The following is a 17780-nucleotide window of genomic DNA, read 5'->3' on the forward strand; positions in this document are numbered from 1 at the left end:
GCAGCGGGTGCAGAGCTTGGCATTTTCAGCGCCTATGAGATCGAGCGCCGCCCGCGCGGCGCTCGATCTGATGGGCGCTGAAAGACTCATGACATGCACCTGTACGCCCACATCCATTCCCCCACATGCAATCCCCCCCAGGCATGCCCCTCCCCCCACCATTGAGTTACCATACCCCCCTGCGCAACGCCCATCATCCAAGCCAAGCCCCCTGCTTGCTCGACTCGACACCAACAGGTCATCCATGCGTCTGTTTCATACCTCCGACTGGCACCTGGGCCAAAGCCTGCACGGCCAGGAACGCGATTTCGAACACGCCTGCTTTCTCCACTGGCTGCTCGGCCAACTGCACCTGCGCCAGCCGGATGCGCTGCTGATCGCTGGCGACATTTTCGACACGGTCAACCCACCGGTCAAAGCCCAGGAACGTCTCTACGACTTCATCGTCCAGGCCCACGAGCAACAGCCCAAGCTGGACATCGTGATGATCGCCGGCAACCACGACTCCGGCTCGCGCATCGAACTGCCCGCAGCATTGATGCGCCGCCTGCGCACCCACGCCCTGGGCCGTGTGCACTGGCTCGACGAAGGCCAGCTGGATGCCGAGCGCCTGCTGATTCCACTGACCAACGCCCGCGGCAAAATCAGCGCCTGGTGCCTGGCGCTGCCCTTCCTGCGCCCCGCGGAAGTGACCGGCCCGCAGCTGGGTGACGACTACCTGCAAGGCATCACCCAGGTGCACCAGCAACTGATTGCCGCCGCCCTGCAAAAACGCAAGAAGGACCAGGCGCTGGTCGCCATCAGCCATGCCCACATGGCCGGCGGCGCCGTGTCGGAAGACTCCGAGCGCAGCCTGATCATCGGCAACGCCGAGGCCTTGCCGGCCAAGCTGTTCGACAAGGCCATCAGCTATGTCGCCCTGGGCCACCTGCACAAGCCGCAGAAGGTCAACCGCGAAGACCGCATTCGCTACAGCGGCTCGCCGATCCCATTGTCGTTCGCCGAGATCAACTACCCGCACCAGGTGCTGGAGGTAGAGCTGGACGGCGCCGAGCTGGTCAGCGTCGAAGCGCGCCCGGTGCCTCGCGCCGTGGCCCTGCAACGCATCGGCCCGGCACCGCTTGGCGAGCTGCTCGCACAGCTCGCCGAACTGCCGGTGATCGACCTGCTCGAAGACCCTAACCGCCAGCCCTGGCTCGAAGTACGCGTCGTGCTGGACGAACCGCAGCCCGACCTGCGCCAGCAAATCGAAGGTGCCCTGCAAGGCAAAGCCGTGCGGCTGATCCGCATTGGCGCCGAATATGCCGGGCGCGCCAGCGCCGAGGACGACGACCTGGCCTTCGTCGAACTGTCCCAGATGACCCCGCAAGACCTGTTCAGCCGCGCCTGGGAGCAAGCCTACGGCAACCCCGCCGATGAACAGGCCTTGGCCGACTTCGCCCTGCTGTTGCAGGACGCACAGCTGGAGGAGGAACAGCCATGAAGATTCTCGCCATCCGCCTGAAGAACCTGGCATCCCTGGCCGGCCCGATCGACATCGATTTCACCGCTGAGCCCCTGGCCAGCGCCGGCCTGTTCGCCATCACCGGCCCGACCGGCGCCGGCAAGAGCACGCTGCTCGATGCCCTGTGCCTGGCCCTGTTCGGCACTGTCCCCCGGCTCAACGACATTGGCCGCGAAGCCAAGGTGCCGGACGCCGACGGCGAGATCCCGACCTCTGACCCACGCAATCTGGTGCGCCGAGGCACCGGCAGCGGTTTCGCCGAAGTCGACTTCGTCGGCATCGACGGCCGTCGCTACCGTGCCCGCTGGGAAGCCAACCGCGCCCGCGACAAGGCCAACGGCAAACTGCAACACAGCCGCCAGAGCTTTTATGACCTGGACAGCGAGCAGGTACTGGCCAGTGGCAAGCAGGAATACAAGCAACTGGTCGAAGCGCGGCTGGGCCTGAACTTCGAGCAGTTCACCCGCGCGGTGATGCTGGCCCAGAGCGAGTTCGGCGCCTTCCTCAAGGCCGACGACAAGGAACGCAGCGAACTGCTGGAAAAGCTCACCAACACGGCGATCTATACCCGCCTTGGCCAGCGTGCCTTCAGCAAGGCCCGCGAGGCTGGCGAAGCGCACAATGCCCTGAAGGACCGCGCCAGCCACCTGCTGCCCATGCCTAGCGATGCCCGCGCCGAACTCGACCAGCGCCTGGAGCAGGCGCAGCAGCAGTTCAAGGCCGACCAGGCGCAAGAGCGCCAGCTTGAGCAGCAGCGTACTTGGCTCGATGAACAGCGTCAGCTGCTGGTTCAGCAGGGCGAAGCCAGCGCAACATTGCAGGCCGCCGAGCAGGCTTGGCAGCACCTCACCGATCAGCGCCTGGACCTGGAGCGCCTGGAGCGCCTGGCGCCCCAGCGCCACCAGTTCCACCGTCAGCAGGCCCTGGCGGCGCAGCTCGCGCCGTTGGCCAGCGAGCTCAGCGAACAACACCGCCAGCAAAGCGACCTGCAAGGCCGCATCGGCGAACTTGAACGGGCCCTCGAATCAGCCCGTCAGGCGCTGAGCCAGGCCCAGGCCAGCCAGGGCGAAAACGCCCCGCGCCTGCGCCAGGCTTTCGCCGAGCAAGACACCCTCACCCGCCTGGAGCAAGAACTGGCCAAGGCCCGCGAGGCTGGCCAGCAGGCCGACCTGGCCGCCGCCGAGCTCGAGCAACAACTGCAGCAGTTGGCCGAGTACCAGCAGCGCGGCCAGCAGCAACTGGCGCAGATCGACACTGCCCTGGCCGAGAGTGCCCCCCTGGCTGCCCTCACCAGCGCCTGGCAGGCTTATCGCCCACAGCTGCAACAGTTGCTGCAGATCGGCAACCGCCTGAACCAGGGCGGCGAAGAGCTGCCGGGCCTGCAGGCCCAGGCCAGCCAGGCCAATGCGCAGTTGCAAACCCAGCGCGACGCCCTCGAAGTGCTGTTCCGCGAAGCCGCAGCAGAGCCCCAGGCCCTGGCCGAACAGCTCGACCTCCTGGGCGGCATGCTGCAGGAAAACCGCAAACAGCAACGTGCCGTGGAACAACTGTCGCGCCTGCATGCCCGCGAGCAGGAGCTGCAACACGATATCCAGTCACTGCGCGAACGCCAGCAACTGGCCCTGCAGCAACGCCAGCAACTGATTGGCGAAGGCACCGCCGCCAAGGCCGAGCTTGAAGCTGCCGAGCAGGCGCTGGCGCTCACCCGGCAACTGCTGGAGCGTCAGCGCCTGGCGCGCAGCACCAGCGTCGAAGAACTGCGTGCGCAATTGCACGATGGCGAACCCTGCCCGGTCTGTGGCAGCGCCGAGCACCCCTTCCATCAGCCCGAAGCGCTGCTGCAAAGCCTGGGCCGGCATGACCAGGCCGAAGAAGCCACCGCCCTGGCACAGGTAGAGCACTTCAATACCCGCCTGATCGAGTTGCGCACCCAGGTGGGTGTGGTCAATGGCCAGATCAAGGAGTATCAGCATCAACAGGCGCAACTGAGTGAGCAGCTGCAGCCGCTGGCCGAGCAACTGGCGGCCCATGCCCTGTGGCCCGCACTCAGTGCCCATGACGACAAGGCCCGCAGTGCCTGGCTGGACAGCCAACTGCGCCGCCTCGACCAGGAAATCGGCCGTGACGAACAGCGCCAAGCCACGCTGCTGACCCTGCAAAGGGATGCCACCCGACTCAATCAGCAGTTGCAAGCCGCGAGCGAAGCCCAACAGCAGGCACAACGCCGCCTGGACCAGCAGCACCAAGCTCTGGCCGCCGACCAGGAACGCCTTGAGCAGGCCTTGGCCGATTTCGCCAACCTGCTGCCGCCCCCTGTGCTGCAGGCCCTGCGCGATGAGCCGGCGCAGGCCTTCCTCAGCCTCGACCAGCAGATCGCCCAGCGCCAGCAACAGCTGGACCAGCAAAAGGACGAACTGCAAGAACATCAGCAGCGCCTGCAACAGCTGGAGCGCCTGCACGACCAACAGCAAACCCGTGTGCAGCGCCAGCAAGAACTGCAACTGCAGGTCAGCGGGCTGGCCGAACAGATGGACAAGGCCCGCGCCGCCCTGGCCGAGCTGCTGGGTGAACACCCGCGTGCCGAGGACTGGCAACGCCATCTGGAGCAACAGGTAGAGCACGCCCGCACAGGCGAAGCCGAGACTGCCGAGCAGCTGCAACAGGCCCGCACCCATGCCCTGCAGCTGGCCGGCGAACTCAAGGCCAATAGCGCTCGCCAGCAGGCTTTGGACCACGAACACCAGCAGTTGCAGGGTGAAATCGCTCAGTGGCGCGCCGCACACCCCGAGCTCGACGATAGCGGCCTCGACCGCCTGCTGGCCATGGACGACGCACAAGTGGGCGAACTGCGTCAGCGCCTGCAAGTTGCACAAAAGGCCATCGAACAAGGCCGCGTGCTGTTGCAGGAGCGTGAACAGCGCCTGCAGCAACATACCGCGCAAGCCAGCGTCGAGGCCACGGCCGAAGACCTTGAGCAGTCCCTCGCAGCACTGCGCGCGTTGCTGGCCAACCATGAACAGCAGTGCGCCGAGCTGCGCGCCGCCCAGGCCGAAGACCAGCGTCGCCAACTGGCGTATCAGGCGCTGGCAGAGGACATCGAACAGGCCCATCAGCAATGGCAGCGCTGGGCGCGCCTGAATGCGTTGATCGGTTCGGCCTCTGGCGATGTGTTCCGCAAGATCGCCCAGGGTTACAACCTCGACCTGCTGCTGCACCATGCCAACAGCCAGTTGCGCCAGCTGGCGCGTCGCTACCGCCTCAAGCGCGGCGGCAGTGCCCTGGGCCTGCTGGTGCTGGACACCGAGATGGGCGACGAGCTGCGCTCGGTGCATTCGCTGTCGGGCGGTGAAACCTTCCTGGTATCGCTGGCCCTGGCACTGGGCCTGGCGTCGATGGCCTCGAGCACCCTGCGCATCGAATCGTTATTCATCGACGAAGGCTTCGGCAGCCTCGACCCAGAATCACTGCAACTGGCCATGGATGCCCTCGACGGCCTGCAGGCTCAGGGCCGCAAGGTCGCGGTGATCTCCCACGTGCAGGAGATGCATGAACGCATCCCGGTGCAGATCCAGGTGCGCCGCCAGGGCAACGGCCTGAGTGACGTCGAGGTGTGCGGGTGATCCTCTACTCGTTCCGCCGCTGCCCCTGGGCCATGCGCGCGCGCCTCGCCCTGCGCTATGCCGGGTGCGAGGTACGGGTCGAGGAAGTGGCGATGAAGAACAAACCGGCCGCGCTGCTGGCGTTGTCGCCCAAGGGCACAGTGCCGGTGCTGGACACCGGTACCGGCGTGCTGGAGGAAAGCCTGGACATCATGCGCTGGGCGCTGGAACGCAACGACCCGCAGGATTGGCGGCTACGGGCGGACCCGGCGGCGGCGCAACAGGCCGAGGCGCTGATCGCCCGTAACGACTCCACGTTCAAGGCGCAGGTGAACCTGTACAAGTACGCCGAGCGATACCCTGAGCATTCCCGCGAGCACTACCGACAGCAGGCCGAAACCTGGCTGGCAGCGCTCGAAGAATTGCTTGAAGGCCGGGCTTACCTGCTGGCCGATCACCCGAGCCTGGCCGATGCCGCGTTGCTGCCCCTGATGCGCCAGTTTGCCGGGGTCGAACCGCAGTGGTTCGCCGAGGCGGCTTATCCGCGGGTGCGGAGCTGGCTGGAGGGGTGGCTGGCGTCGGACCTGTTCAAGGCCGTCATGGCCAAGTGACCTGACGCGGCCCTTGTGTAATCGATGGACTCGCCCCCGCCGTGGCACTGTGATGCCTCGGCGGGGGCGAGTCCATCGATTACACAAAAGCCGGGTAATGCTCAGTGGCCGTGCTTGCCACTCAAGGCTGCATGAAAATGTGCGCTCTGGCGCAGGTACTGTTCGGTATAGCTGTGGGTACTGGACGCCTTGCTGCTGGTGTCGGCATGGGCCTGTGCCGGCAGCACGACCGAAGCGGAGATGGCGGATGCGGCGATGACCGGGAAGAGATTGAAGTTCATCTGGGCTTACCTCGACAGCGGTGGTTTGACGTTGGCCCGTTTGGGCCTTGGGTCAAACTTACGCCGCCAAGGTCGCCGCTAGAAATTCATTGCGACAGTAACCATTATCACGCTGATCGATAGTCACTCGATGAATTTCAGGTCCGACGGCGCATCCTGTGGCAGCGTCTGCACCGTATCCCCCAGTTTGCCGCTACGCGGATCGCGACGCATGACCACGATCTGGTTGCTCTTCTGATTGGCCACCAGCAGGAAGTTGTCGCTGGGGTCCAGGGCAAATTCCCGAGGGTGGTCACCTTCGACCGAACGGCGCTGCAAGAATGCCAGTTGGCCGTTGTCCTTACCTACGCTGAACGCCACGATCTCGTTGGCCGTGCCCCGATTGCTGACATACAGGAAGCGCCCATCCGCCGACAGGTGCAAGCCACCACCGGCCTTTGCCGCGGCATCCTGGCGCTCGGTCAGGGGCAGGCGCTGGCGTTCGACAAGGTTGCCTTCCTGAACATCGAACATCACCACCTCGGCGCTCATTTCCAGGGTCAGGTAAGCGTGTCGCCCCTTGCCGTCGAACAGCAGGTGGCGCGGGCCGCTGCCCGGCGGCAAGGCCACTGAAGCAGGAATCGCCGGGGTCAGTGGGTGGTCTGCGCTGGCGCCATCGTAGCGATAGATGAACACCTTGTCGGCGCCCAGGTCGCTGGCATACAGGTGTTGCCCATCCGGCGACAGCACCAGCGAATGCACATGGGCGCCGGCTTGGCGTTCGGGGTTGGCGCCACTTGGTTTGTGCCGGGCCTGCTGCACCACCGCCTTGAGCTTGCCGTCCTTGGCCACCGGGATCACCACCAGGCTGCCACCGGGGTCAGGCTTGACCGCGTAATTGGCAACGAACAGGTAGCGCTGGTCGCGGCTGAGGCTGGCGTGGGTTGGCTCGTCGCCCCGGCTGGCCACCTGGTTGAGGGGTTTGATCTCGCCTTTGCTGCTCACGCTGAAACTGCTGACGTGGCCCTGAACGGTTTCGTTGACGGCGAACAGTTGGCGCTGGTCGGCCGAGAGCACCAGCCAGGAGGGGCTCACACTCTTGACCACCTGTTGCGCGGTGGGGTCGATATGGCCTGTCGTGCTGTCGAACCGGTAGCGGTAGATACCTTGGCTGGCGCCATCGGTGTAGCTGCCCACCAGCAGTGTGGCAGCCTGGGCATCGAGGGTCAGGGTCATCAGGCTAGCGGTCAGCAGGCTCGTCCAGATTCGCTTCATCGTCGTCTTCATCCGGGGCACGAAAGGCACTCATACAGACTAGACGATGCTCGCCCTGGGCATCGCTGAGCTGCCACTCGTCACCCGTGGCGATGGCGGCGGCGACCTGTTCGGCGGTGAAGGCCCAGCGGCGCAGCTGGCGGCCGTCCATGCATTCGACGGTGAGGCCGGTTTCGTTGGCGGTGAAGTCGAAGGCGTGCAGGCCGTCGATCAGCAGCATGTCGCAGGCTGCGAGGGCGGTGGCAAGGGGGGACATGGGGGTACCAGTTAGAGATGTGCTGGCATTATAACCCTGGGGCTGCTGTGCAGCCCATCGCGACGAAAGGCCGCTCCCACATTGCGTGGCGAAAGGGCCGCAACGCGGCCCCAAGATACACCAATCAGTGGGCGAAAATCGACCCACCCTCCTTGCCCACCATCTTCTCGGGCTTGATCAGGAACCGCGCCAGCGCAGGCAGCAGCCACAGCGCACCGAACATGTTCCACAGCAGCATGAAGGTCAGCATCAGGCCCATGTCGGCCTGGAACTTGATCGCCGAGAAGATCCAGGTGCACACGCCAATGGCCAGGCACAACCCCGTGAACAACACGGCCTTGCCAGTCGAACGCAGGGTTTCGTAGTAGGCATCCTGCAACGGCAGGCCTGCGCGCAGGAAGCTTTCCAGGCGGCTGTAGATGTAGATGCCGTAGTCCACGCCAATGCCCACGCCCAAGGCCACCACCGGCAAGGTGGCGACCTTCACGCCAATGCCCATGTAGGCCATCAGTGCATTACCCAGCACCGATGTCAGCACCAGCGGCAGGACGATGCACAAGGTCGCCGCGAACGAGCGGAAGGTGATCAGGCACATCACCGCCACGCAGATGTACACCAGCACCAGAATGGTCAGCTCGGCCGACTTGATGACCTCGTTGGTGGCCGCCTCGATCCCGGCGTTGCCGGCTGCCAGCAAAAACTGCAGGCCTTCCTTGTTGTGGCTGTCGGCAAAGGCCTTGGCGGCGGCGGTAACCCGTTCCAGGGTCTCGGCCTTGTGGTCATTGAGGAACACCAGCACCGGCGCCAGCGAGCAGTCGGCGTTGTACAGCCCGTCGGCGCGGGCGATGGAGTTGTTGAGAACGTCCGGGTTGCGCGACAGGGTCTCCCATTTCAGGTTGCCCTCGTTCATGCCCTTGATCACCTGCTTGGACACAGTCACCAGCGAGATCGCCGATTGCACGCCCGGGGTGTTCTCCATGGTCCACATCAGCTCGTCGATCGGCGCCATTGTCGAGTGGATCGAGCAGCTTTCCGACGGCGTCTTGACCATGATCACCAGCACGTCCGAGCTGGTCGAATAGTTGCTGATGATGAAGTTGTTGTCCTGGTTGTAGCGTGAGTCCGGGCGCAGTTCCGGGGCGCCCTGGTCGAGGTCGCCGATCTTCAGGTTCTGGCTGTACCACAGGCCACCGGCGAACATCACCAGGGCCAGGCCAATCGACACCGGCGCCACCTTGGCACTGGCGAAGTTGGCCAGCAGGCGCCAGAACGGGTGTTCACGGGTCGCGTCCTTCTTGCTGCGCTCGACAGCCTTGTTGCTGATGCCGACATAGGAGATCGCCACCGGCAGCAGGATCAGGTTGGTAAAGACGATGACTGCGACACCGATCGAAGCGCCGATGGCCAGCTCGCGGATGACCCCGATGTCGATGATCAGCAAGGTGATGAAGCCCACGGCATCGGCGAGGATGGCGATCATCCCGGGCAGGAACAGCTGGCGGAAGGTGCGCCGGGCCGCAGTCAGGGCGTTGTCGGCGTCGCTGGACTGCAGGGCGATGCCGTTGATCTTCTGCACCCCATGGGAAATGCCGATGGCGAAGATCAGGAAGGGCACCAGCATGGAATACGGATCCAGGCCGAAGCCCACCGCATGCATCAACCCCAGTTGCCAGACCACCGCCACCAGGGTGGTGATGAGCACGGCGATGGTGCTGCGGATGCACCAGGTAAACCAGTACAACAGCACACAGGTGATGGCCAGGGCCACGCCGAAGAACATCACCACCATCACCAGGCCGTCGATCAGGTCGCCGACCTTCTTGGCGAAGCCGACGATATGGATCTTCACGTTGGGGTTCTGTGCCTGGAACTTGTCGCGGATCTTTTCTTCCAGCTGATGCGAGAACTGCTGGTAGTCGAGCTTGACCTGCTTGCCCTGGTCCTGCGGGTCGGGGTAGCTCTCCAGCAGCGGCACGTCAACGATCGTGGACTTGAAGTTGTTACCCACCAGGCGCCCGACCTGGCCGGACTTGAGCACGTTGTCGCGCAACGCGTCGAGGCTTTCGGCCGAGCCGTTGTAGGTATTGGGGATCACCTCGCCACCGGAGAAGCCTTCTTCGGTCACTTCGGTCCAGCGCACGCTGGGGCTCCACAGCGACTTCAGCCCGGCGCGGTCGACACCGGGGATGTAGAACACCTCGTCATGGATCTGGCGCAGGGTCTCCATGTAGTCCTTGTCGAAGATGTCGCCGTTGACCGCCTCCACGGAAATACGCACGGTATTGCCGAGGTTGGCCAGGTCGTTGCGGTGCTCCATCATCTGCTCGATGAACGGGTGTTCGAGCGGGATCATTTTCTCGAAGCTGGTGGAGGGGCGAATCTGCGTGGCCTGCCAGAACAGGAAAATGCTGACCAGCACGCACAGGGCGATGACCACGGGGCGGTTGTTGAAGATCAGGCGTTCGAGCAGCGTGGCCTTGTCCTGATGATGCGGGTGCATGGTGATGCTCTCCCTGCTGGTCATGGGCGCGGCTCCTTGGCAGCCTGGTCGGCACCTTCGGCGGTGGCCAGGTGCACGCCACCCTGCCCCACCAGCAGCAAGCCGCCCGTGGTCAGGCCAGTGACGCCGGCCAGGGCGATGCGGTCGGCACGGTTGTAGACGCTGAAGGTTTGCCCGTCGTCATGGCTGCGCAACACACTGCCGCCGTTACCGACCAGCACCACGCTGCCATCCTCGACAAGCGTAGCGCTTGCCAGGCCGAATTCGAGGGTGCCGCGCACGGCCTTGAGCACGATCGGCTGCCAGCTGTCACCGAAGTCCGTTGAACGGAACAGGTTGCCGCGCAGGCCGTAGGCCAGCAGGGTCTGCGGCTGGGCGGTGCCGATCACGCCGAACAACGAGCCCTCGTAAGGGCCATCGACCTTGGCCCAGGCCTGGCCGTCGTCGCTGGAGCGGAACATGCTGCCCTGCTCGCCGACAATGAACAGGCCGGCACCCTTGATCACGGCGATGCTGTTGAGGTGGAACTGGTCGGGGTTGTCCAGCCGCTCGGCGACGTCCTGCCAGTGCTGGCCGCCGTCGCGGGTTTCCAGCAAGGCGCCATAGGCACCTACGGCAAACCCGTGCTGGGCGTCGAGGAAGGTGACATCGAGCAACGGGGCTTCACGAGCAAGGTCTTCGAACTGCTTGCTCCAGGTCGCGCCGCCGTCGGTGCTGGCGAGGATCTGCGCATCATGGCCGACTGCCCAGCCACGTTTGTCGTCGAGGAAAAACACGGCGGTGAGCAGTTGCCGGGTGGGCACCCGCGCCTGGGTCCAGGTCTTGCCTTGGTCGTCGGAGAACAGGATATGACCGCGATCGCCCACCACTACCAGGCGCTTGCCGGCGTGGGCGGCGTCGATCAGCAGGCTCTGGCTGGCCTTGGCCGATTCGGTCGAGTATTCGTCGGCGGCAGCGGCTTCGACGCTGCCCGTCCACATTCCCAATGCCAGCGCCAGCATCGTACCGGCGGCCAGCGGCCAGGCACCACGCCTGGGCTGCGCCATCAGCTGCTCCCTCATGACTGTCCCCTGTTGTGTTCTTCTTAGTGGGTCAATGCCTTTGCAGGTACTGCGAAAAGCCTGCGGTAGAGGCCTGCAATAGCTTGAGGGGATCGTAGCGGGGAACGTTGCGCGGATACAACGAGCGGGACGTTATGTTTTGTTAAGCGCATAAAAGGCTGGGGCCGCTTTGCGGCCCCACTGGCAATCAAGCCAGGCTCTTGCTCACCACTTCATACACATCACTGGACAGCGCCCCAGAAGCGAGAATCCGCTCCAGTTCGCCCTTCATCAACGCCTGACGCGCAGCGTCATACTTGCGCCAGCGGGTCAGCGGCGCCAATTGACGCGAAGCAATCTGCGGGTTCAGCGCATTCAGCTCGATCACCAGGTCTGCCAGGAAGCGATAGCCCGAGCCATCCGCCGCATGGAAGTTGACCAGGTTCTGCCCGGCAAAGGCACCAACCAGCGCGCGCACCTTGTTCGGGTTTTTCAGGGTGAACGCCGGGTGCTGCATCAGCGCCTTGACCCGCGCCAGCCCGCCCGGCAGGGAGCTGGCGGCCTGCACGCTGAACCACTGGTCCATGACCAGCGGGTTGTCCTTGAAGTGCTCGGCGAAGGTTGCCAGCGCCTTGGCCCGCTCAGCCTCGAACGGCGAGTTGACCAGTACCGCCAGGGCCGTCAGACGTTCGGTCATGTTGTCGCACTGGTCGAACTGCTCCAGGGTCGCTTCCAGAACCTGCGGCTTGCCGCTCAGCATCAGGTACGACAGGGCGATGTTCTGCAGGCTGCGGCGGGCGAAGTGCTCGGCCGAAGCGACGTAGGCTGTGCTGCGCGAGACCTCGCGGTGCGCCTGATAGCGCGCCCACAGGCCATCGAACAACTGCTCGGCGATCTGCTGGCGGGCGAACTCGCGGGCGGCGTGGATGGCATCGACGTCGGCCACCTGGCTGATCTCGGTGAGGTAGGCCTCGCCCGGCAGCGACAGCATCTCGGCGACCATGGCAGCGTCCAGCGACGTGTTGCCCAGCACGGTGCCCAGCGCAGTGATCAGGCGCTGGTCGAGCTTCAGCGCTTCGCCGCGCTGATGCTGGCCGATCAGCTCCTGCAGCACCTGCACCGACAGTTGCTGGCCCGCTTCCCAGCGGTTGAAGCCGTCGCTGTCGTGCTGCATGAGGAACATCAGCTGGTCGCGGTCATACGGGAAGCTCAGCTTCACCGGCGCGCTGAAACCTCGCAGCAGCGAGGGTAGCGGCTTGGCCGTGATGCCTTCGAAGGTGAAGGTCTGCTCGGCCTCGGTCACCGACAGCACGCGGCTGCTGCCGGCAGCGGCGGCTTCGCCGGCCAGGCGCAGTGGCAGGTCGTTGCCTTCGGCATCCAGCAGGCCCAGTTCGACCGGGATCACAAACGGCAACTTGTCGGCCTTGTCCGGCGTCTGCGGGCAGCTCTGGCGGAACGTCAGGCTGTAGGTCTGGGCACCCGCGTCATAGGCTTCGCTCACCTCAAGGCGCGGCGTGCCGGCCTGGCTGTACCAGCGCTTGAACTGCGTCAGGTCGACGCCGTTGGCATCTTCCATGGCCTTGATGAAGTCGTCGGTGGTCACCGCCTGGCCATCGTGGCGTTCGAAATACAGGTCGCTGCCCTTGCGGAAGCCCTCGGCGCCCAGCAGGGTGCGGACCATGCGCACCACTTCGGCACCCTTCTCGTAGACGGTCAGGGTGTAGAAGTTGGAGATTTCGATGAAGCTGTCCGGGCGTACCGGGTGGGCCATGGGGCCGGCATCTTCCGCGAACTGGTGGGTACGCAGGTAGGCGACGTCCTCGATGCGCTTGACCGTGCGCGAGTTCATGTCGGCGCTGAACTCGGCGTCGCGGAACACCGTGAAGCCTTCCTTGAGCGACAGCTGGAACCAGTCGCGGCAAGTTACGCGGTTGCCCGACCAGTTGTGGAAGTACTCGTGGGCAACCACGCCTTCGACCCGCTGGTGGGCGGCGTCGGTGGCGGTTTCGGCGCGGGCCAGCACGCAGCTCGAGTTGAAGATGTTCAGGCCCTTGTTTTCCATGGCGCCCATGTTGAAGTCATTGACCGCGACGATCATGAAGATGTCCAGGTCATACTCACGGCCGTAGACTTCCTCGTCCCAGCGCATGGACTTCTTCAGGCTGACCATGGCGTGGTCGCACTTGTCGATGTTCTCGGGTTCGACGTAGATACGCAGGGTCACGTCGCGGCCCGACTGGCGCGTGAAACTGTCCTCGACGCACCACAGGTCACCGGCCACCAGGGCGAACAGGTAGGCCGGTTTCATGAACGGGTCTTCCCAGGTCGCCCAGTGCCGGCCTTCTTCAGCCGGCCCGCTGCCGATCGGGTTGCCGTTGGACAGCAGCACCGGGTAGCGATGCTGCTCGGCGATCACCGTGGTGGTGAAGGTGCTCATCACATCCGGGCGGTCGAGGTAATAGGTGATCTTGCGGAAACCCTCGGCCTCGCACTGGGTGCAGAACATCTTGCCGGACTTGTACAGGCCTTCCAGCGCGGTGTTGCTCTCGGGGTGGATCTTAACGCTGGTGTCGAGGGTGAAGCGCTCGGCCTTGGGGTGGACCGTCAGGCTGTCGGCTTCAAGCTGGTAGTCGCTTGGCTGCAGCTCCTGATCGTCCAGCGAGGCGCGCAGCAGTTCGAGCTGCTGGCCGTCGAGCACCAGTGGCGGCAGGCCGGCACCGCGTGCCGGGTTGCGGCGCATGACCAGTTGCGCATGGACCAGGGTGTGGTCCTCGAACAGCTCGAAGGTCAGGTGCGTCTCGTCGATCAGGTACTCGGGCGCCTGGTAGTCCTTGAGGTAGATCACTTGCGGTTGTTCGGTACGCATGTGCAGGTCCTTTTTACTGGAGCACGGCCAACTGGTAGGCCGTGTACTTGCGAATGTTGATCACGCCGGTGTCGAAAATCAGGTACTGGCCCTTGATGCCCAGCAGCGTGCCTTCCACCACCGGGTTCTTGTCCAGGTTGAAGCTGACGATCTTCGTCGGGTAGGCCTCGACCGGGTAACGCATCTGCACCACTTCGGCATCCGGCAGCAGCTGCAGCGCCTGCAGGCCAAAGCGTGCCTGCAGCTCGCGCAGGCCGTCGGCGCAGGCATCGAAGATCTGTTCGCGGATAGCGACCAGGTCCAGCACTTCGGCGTCGCCCTTGAGCAGTGCACGCCAGTTGGTGCGGTCGGGTACCTGGCTGCGCAGCACGTCTTCGACCAGGCCTGATTGCTGGCGGGTGGCCACGCGCATGATCGGCAGGGCCTGGCTGGCACCCTGGTCGAGCCAGCGGGTGGGCAGTTGGGTGGCGCGGGTGATGCCGACCTTGACCCCCGACGAGTTGGCCAGGTAGACCACGTGGTCAGTCATGCAGAACTGCTCGCCCCAGGACGGCTCACGGCAGGTGCCGGCGTCGTAGTGGCAGCGTTCCGGGGCCATGATGCAAATGTCGCACTGAGCCAGCTTGGTCATGCACGGGTAGCAGTAACCCTGGCTGAAGCTGGTCTTGGTGCGCTTGCCGCAATGGCTGCAGTGGATGGCGCCGAGGTACTCCAGGCGCAGGCGCTGGCCGATCAGCGGGTTGACCGGTACCTGCTCCTCACCCAGGCGAAAGCTGTATTGCACGACCGGTGCTTCCAGGCGCACCGCCATCTTGCTCAAAGAGCCACGAGCGAGTTCGATCAATGTACCGAGTCCGACTTGAACAGAATGTTAGCGATCGGCGCCGACTTCGACGCGCATTCCTGCGGGCCCATGTAACCGGTGCGCTGGTCTTCGGGGAGGTTTTGCATCTCCCAGGCGATCACGGCCTGCAACGACAGCTCTTTCTGTTCGACAGTGAGCTTGCGGCCATCGGACCATTTACCGATCTCCACGGCCGTTTTCAGGCTCTCGTAGATTTCGGGGGTAATGTTTTCGATCATTTGCGCGAAAGTGGACATAGCGTCTCCTAATTCAAGCCGACAGTTTACGCCGGGCCATCCCGCCACCCAAGAGCCCTGTCAGGCATCCGATGAGCAACCCGCCGACGTGGGCGGCATTGGCGATCTGGCCGAAGCCGAGCTGGCCGACCACCCCGGTCAGGCACACCACCAGCCAGATGAGCATCATCACCAGCACGCCCTTGGGCAGGTTGAAGTGCGGGTTGGGCGCCAGCCACTGGTACAGCCAGATATGCCCGAGCAGGCCGTAGAGCACGCCAGACAGGCCGCCGAACAGGCTCGGGCCGCTGGTGTAGTGCTGGGCAAGGTTGGACACCAGGCTGAACAACAGGGTCAGGCCCAGCAACAGCCACGGGCCCTGGCGCAGTTCGATGCGCTTGCCCAGCTCCCAGTACCACAGGCTGTTCATCGCCAGGTGCAGCACGCCGAAGTGCAGCAGCATCGGTGACACCAGGCGCCACCATTGGCCCTCGGCGAGGCCTTGGGCCAGTGGGGTGAAGTACAGGTAGTCGCCTTGTACGCGGAAATCGAGGAAGGTGAACCAGCCGATGGTCGAGAAGTTTTCGCCAAGGCTGGTGAGGCCCGCGACGATGAAGCACAGCAGCAGGATCACGGTGGTGACCTTGCAGGCTTTTGCCTGGTCCTTCAGGGAGGGCTGGGTAGCGGCAGTCGCGGTTGAACCCGCTGCCACCGGCGCCGGGGCAAGCTCAAGGTCGGCGTTGCCGTCCGGGAAGCGCTGGTAGAGTTGCAGCACGTCTTCGACCAGGGTGTCGGGCGCCCAGAGCACCTGGGCATCGCCTTCTTCGCTGACCCGGTGCGGCACCTGCAGGCGCTGCAGCAGATGGACGAAGCCGCTGAGGTCGACCGACAGCGGCAGGCGCATCACTTCGATTATGTTCATTGATTGGCCTGTGGGCGGTCGACGTCGACCCAGACGAACTTGTGCGGGTCGATACGGGTTTCATCATCCAGCCGGTAGGCTGCCAGCTTGCCATACAGCACCGCGCTGTAGTCCAGGCAGGCCAGGTTGTCGCGTATCGGCGCCGGGCGGCCGCTGCGCCAGTAATGGCCGACGAACAGCAAGGGTTCGTCCTCGGCATAGCGCAGCAAGGCGTTCTTCTGGGTATGGCTGAGCGGTGTGCTGGCGACTGCCTCGGGCAGGGCGTCGGGCTGGAACACGATGTCGCCATAGGTTTGCGGGTCTTCTTCCCAGAATTTGGTGCGGAAGAAGGCGCGGGTCAGGCCATCGCCACCGGTCAGGGTCAGCCCGTCCGGCAGGCGCATGTCGGTGCCCCGCAGCAGGCGATTGCACACCGTGGCGGCGAAACTGCCGGGTACGGCCGAGGCCTGGATGAAGTGTTGGTCGATGCGCCCATTCGGGTATTGCTGGCGTAGCGGCTCGATCAACCGGGGGTCCCAGCAGGCGTGCACCAGGCGGAAGCGCCCGGCGTCGACGAACAGCGGCAATTCATAGAACCAGTTGACGAAGTCGTGCCAGTCGCCGGGGTGGTGGGCGAACTGGGTCAGGGTCTCGTCGATCAGCCGGGCGTGGCGTGGCGTGTGCTCGCGCACATGGGCCTTGCCGCTGCCGGGCAGGGCCGGGGTAACCCAGCCCAGGGCGTTGTACTCATGGTTGCCCATGATGCAGAACGCCTGACCGGCCTCGACCATGTCGTGCACGATGTGCAAGGCCTCGCGGATACGCGGCCCACGGTCGACGATGTCGCCGAGGAACAGTGCCTGGCGCCGTGGGTGGCGCCAGACGCCTGCCACACGCTTGTAACCCAGGGCGTCGAGCAGGCGTTCAAGGGTCAGCGCACAACCATGCACGTCACCGATGATGTCGAAACTTCGCGCCGGATCGAGCATCAGTCGTCCCTGCTGCCAAGGCGGCTGCCCCAGCCGAGTTTGGTACGGCAGACTTCGTAGTAATTGTGGTCCAGCGGATGGATCAGGCGCAGTTTCTGCGGCTTCTTGCTCACCGTGATGGTGTCGCCGGGGGCGCAGGTGAAGTGGTTCTGGCCGTCACAGGAGACCTGCGGATAGATCTGCAGGTCCTTGGCCACGACGATCTTCAGTTCGCTGTTGCCGTCCACCACGATCGGCCGGCCCGACAGGGTATGCGGATACATCGGCACGATGACGATGGCGTCGAGCTTGGGGTGCATGATCGGGCCGCCCGCCGACAACGCATAGGCGGTCGAGCCGGTCGGGGTGGCGACGATCAGGCCGTCGGCCTTCTGGCTGCAGACGAACTGGCCATCGATGTAGATCTCGAACTCGATCATTCGCGTCGATTTGCCGGGGTGCAGGACCACATCGTTGAGCGCATCGCCCTGGCCGATGGCCTCGTGGTGCCGGCGCACTTCGGCCTGCAGCAGGAAGCGGTTTTCTACCAGATAATGGCCGTCGAGCACTTCGGCGACCTTTTCTTCCAGCTCGTCGGGGCGGATATCGGTGAGAAAGCCCAGGTTGCCGCGGTTGATGCCCAGCACCGGAATGTTGTGCCGGGCCAGGGCGCGGGCGGCGCCGAGCAGGCTGCCATCACCGCCAACGACGATGACCAGGTCGCAGACCTCGCCCAGCAACTTGCGCGTGGACGTCTGCAGGCCGTGGCCGGGCAGGACTTCGGCGATGGTGTCCTCGAGGATCACATGCAGGTGGCGCTCGATGAGGAATTTTTTCAGTCGGCGAATGGTGTCGAGCACCTGTGAGCTGCCAAGGCGTCCGATGATACCGATATTGCGAAATTGCTCCATGGGGCTCCT

General features: G+C 64.5%; 14 protein-coding genes. 3 read left to right on the forward strand and 11 right to left on the reverse strand.

Annotated elements, in window-relative coordinates; translation table 11 throughout:
- Positions 1–244: 244 nt before the first annotated feature.
- The 3 genes from DJ563_RS13290 to DJ563_RS13300 are packed head-to-tail and all read left to right on the forward strand — an operon-like array spanning position 245 to position 5714.
- On the forward strand, positions 245–1483 hold the full coding sequence (locus DJ563_RS13290; protein WP_033700507.1) for an exonuclease SbcCD subunit D C-terminal domain-containing protein: 1239 nt from the start codon (positions 245–247) through the stop codon (positions 1481–1483).
- Complete coding sequence (locus DJ563_RS13295) at positions 1480–5124, forward strand: AAA family ATPase (protein WP_434519667.1); 3645 nt, start codon at positions 1480–1482, stop codon at positions 5122–5124. Before DJ563_RS13290 ends, DJ563_RS13295 begins: the two co-directional genes overlap by 4 nt.
- Positions 5121–5714, forward strand: coding sequence for a glutathione S-transferase (locus DJ563_RS13300; RefSeq protein ID WP_434519668.1), 594 nt, complete (start codon positions 5121–5123; stop codon positions 5712–5714). Before DJ563_RS13295 ends, DJ563_RS13300 begins: the two co-directional genes overlap by 4 nt.
- A 101-nt stretch (positions 5715–5815) precedes the next feature.
- Here the strand turns inward: DJ563_RS13300 and DJ563_RS13305 are convergent, their stop codons facing one another.
- The 11 genes from DJ563_RS13305 to DJ563_RS13355 all read right to left on the reverse strand — a co-directional run bounded on the left by DJ563_RS13305 (position 5816) and on the right by DJ563_RS13355 (position 17771).
- Positions 5816–5995: a hypothetical protein gene (locus DJ563_RS13305; protein WP_033700510.1), complete on the reverse strand. Its 180-nt coding sequence runs from the start codon at positions 5993–5995 to the stop codon at positions 5816–5818.
- 123 nt (positions 5996–6118) lie between these two features.
- Positions 6119–7249 (reverse strand): lactonase family protein, encoded by a 1131-nt coding sequence (locus tag DJ563_RS13310; RefSeq protein ID WP_274100062.1) that lies wholly within the window; start codon positions 7247–7249, stop codon positions 6119–6121.
- Positions 7215–7505, reverse strand: coding sequence for a DUF5629 family protein (locus DJ563_RS13315; RefSeq protein WP_033700512.1), 291 nt, complete (start codon positions 7503–7505; stop codon positions 7215–7217). Before DJ563_RS13315 ends, DJ563_RS13310 begins: the two co-directional genes overlap by 35 nt.
- A 124-nt stretch (positions 7506–7629) precedes the next feature.
- Positions 7630–10005 (reverse strand): efflux RND transporter permease subunit, encoded by a 2376-nt coding sequence (locus tag DJ563_RS13320; protein ID WP_434519725.1) that lies wholly within the window; start codon positions 10003–10005, stop codon positions 7630–7632.
- Positions 10006–10025: 20 nt separating this feature from the next.
- Positions 10026–11066: a WD40/YVTN/BNR-like repeat-containing protein gene (locus DJ563_RS13325; RefSeq protein WP_274100063.1), complete on the reverse strand. Its 1041-nt coding sequence runs from the start codon at positions 11064–11066 to the stop codon at positions 10026–10028.
- 187 nt (positions 11067–11253) lie between these two features.
- The gene (gene pepN / locus DJ563_RS13330; RefSeq protein WP_274100064.1) at positions 11254–13911 is read right to left on the reverse strand and encodes an aminopeptidase N; all 2658 of its coding nucleotides are present in this window, start codon (positions 13909–13911) and stop codon (positions 11254–11256) included.
- A gap of 13 nt (positions 13912–13924) precedes the next feature.
- Positions 13925–14755: a DUF2797 domain-containing protein gene (locus tag DJ563_RS13335; protein WP_033700515.1), complete on the reverse strand. Its 831-nt coding sequence runs from the start codon at positions 14753–14755 to the stop codon at positions 13925–13927.
- A complete protein-coding gene (locus DJ563_RS13340; RefSeq protein ID WP_033700516.1) occupies positions 14752–15012 on the reverse strand; it encodes a YeaC family protein in 261 nt (86 codons plus the stop codon). Before DJ563_RS13340 ends, DJ563_RS13335 begins: the two co-directional genes overlap by 4 nt.
- A 13-nt stretch (positions 15013–15025) precedes the next feature.
- A complete protein-coding gene (locus tag DJ563_RS13345) occupies positions 15026–15913 on the reverse strand; it encodes a rhomboid family intramembrane serine protease (protein WP_434519669.1) in 888 nt (295 codons plus the stop codon).
- A complete protein-coding gene (locus DJ563_RS13350; RefSeq protein ID WP_033700518.1) occupies positions 15910–16881 on the reverse strand; it encodes a metallophosphoesterase in 972 nt (323 codons plus the stop codon). Before DJ563_RS13350 ends, DJ563_RS13345 begins: the two co-directional genes overlap by 4 nt.
- Positions 16881–17771 (reverse strand): NAD(+) kinase, encoded by an 891-nt coding sequence (locus DJ563_RS13355; RefSeq protein ID WP_033700519.1) that lies wholly within the window; start codon positions 17769–17771, stop codon positions 16881–16883. The genes DJ563_RS13350 and DJ563_RS13355 overlap by 1 nt, the downstream gene beginning before the upstream one ends.
- Positions 17772–17780: the final 9 nt, after the last annotated feature.

This window comes from Pseudomonas sp. NFX1 (genome assembly GCF_051123555.1).
GTDB lineage: Bacteria > Pseudomonadota > Gammaproteobacteria > Pseudomonadales > Pseudomonadaceae > Aquipseudomonas > Aquipseudomonas capeferrum.

Bases quoted from the DNA above. Each gene is read 5' to 3' on its own strand.
- DJ563_RS13290 (WP_033700507.1), top strand. From the start codon at position 245: ATGCGTCTGTTTCATACCTCCGACTGGCACCTGGGCCAAAGCCTGCAC.
- DJ563_RS13295 (WP_434519667.1), top strand. From the start codon at position 1,480: ATGAAGATTCTCGCCATCCGCCTGAAGAACCTGGCATCCCTGGCCGGC.
- DJ563_RS13305 (WP_033700510.1), bottom strand. From the start codon at position 5,995: ATGAACTTCAATCTCTTCCCGGTCATCGCCGCATCCGCCATCTCCGCT.
- DJ563_RS13310 (WP_274100062.1), bottom strand. From the start codon at position 7,249: ATGAAGCGAATCTGGACGAGCCTGCTGACCGCTAGCCTGATGACCCTG.
- DJ563_RS13315 (WP_033700512.1), bottom strand. From the start codon at position 7,505: ATGTCCCCCCTTGCCACCGCCCTCGCAGCCTGCGACATGCTGCTGATC.
- DJ563_RS13320 (WP_434519725.1), bottom strand. From the start codon at position 10,005: ATGCACCCGCATCATCAGGACAAGGCCACGCTGCTCGAACGCCTGATC.
- DJ563_RS13325 (WP_274100063.1), bottom strand. From the start codon at position 11,066: ATGAGGGAGCAGCTGATGGCGCAGCCCAGGCGTGGTGCCTGGCCGCTG.
- pepN (WP_274100064.1), bottom strand. From the start codon at position 13,911: ATGCGTACCGAACAACCGCAAGTGATCTACCTCAAGGACTACCAGGCG.
- DJ563_RS13340 (WP_033700516.1), bottom strand. From the start codon at position 15,012: ATGTCCACTTTCGCGCAAATGATCGAAAACATTACCCCCGAAATCTAC.
- DJ563_RS13345 (WP_434519669.1), bottom strand. From the start codon at position 15,913: ATGAACATAATCGAAGTGATGCGCCTGCCGCTGTCGGTCGACCTCAGC.
- DJ563_RS13350 (WP_033700518.1), bottom strand. From the start codon at position 16,881: ATGCTCGATCCGGCGCGAAGTTTCGACATCATCGGTGACGTGCATGGT.
- DJ563_RS13355 (WP_033700519.1), bottom strand. From the start codon at position 17,771: ATGGAGCAATTTCGCAATATCGGTATCATCGGACGCCTTGGCAGCTCA.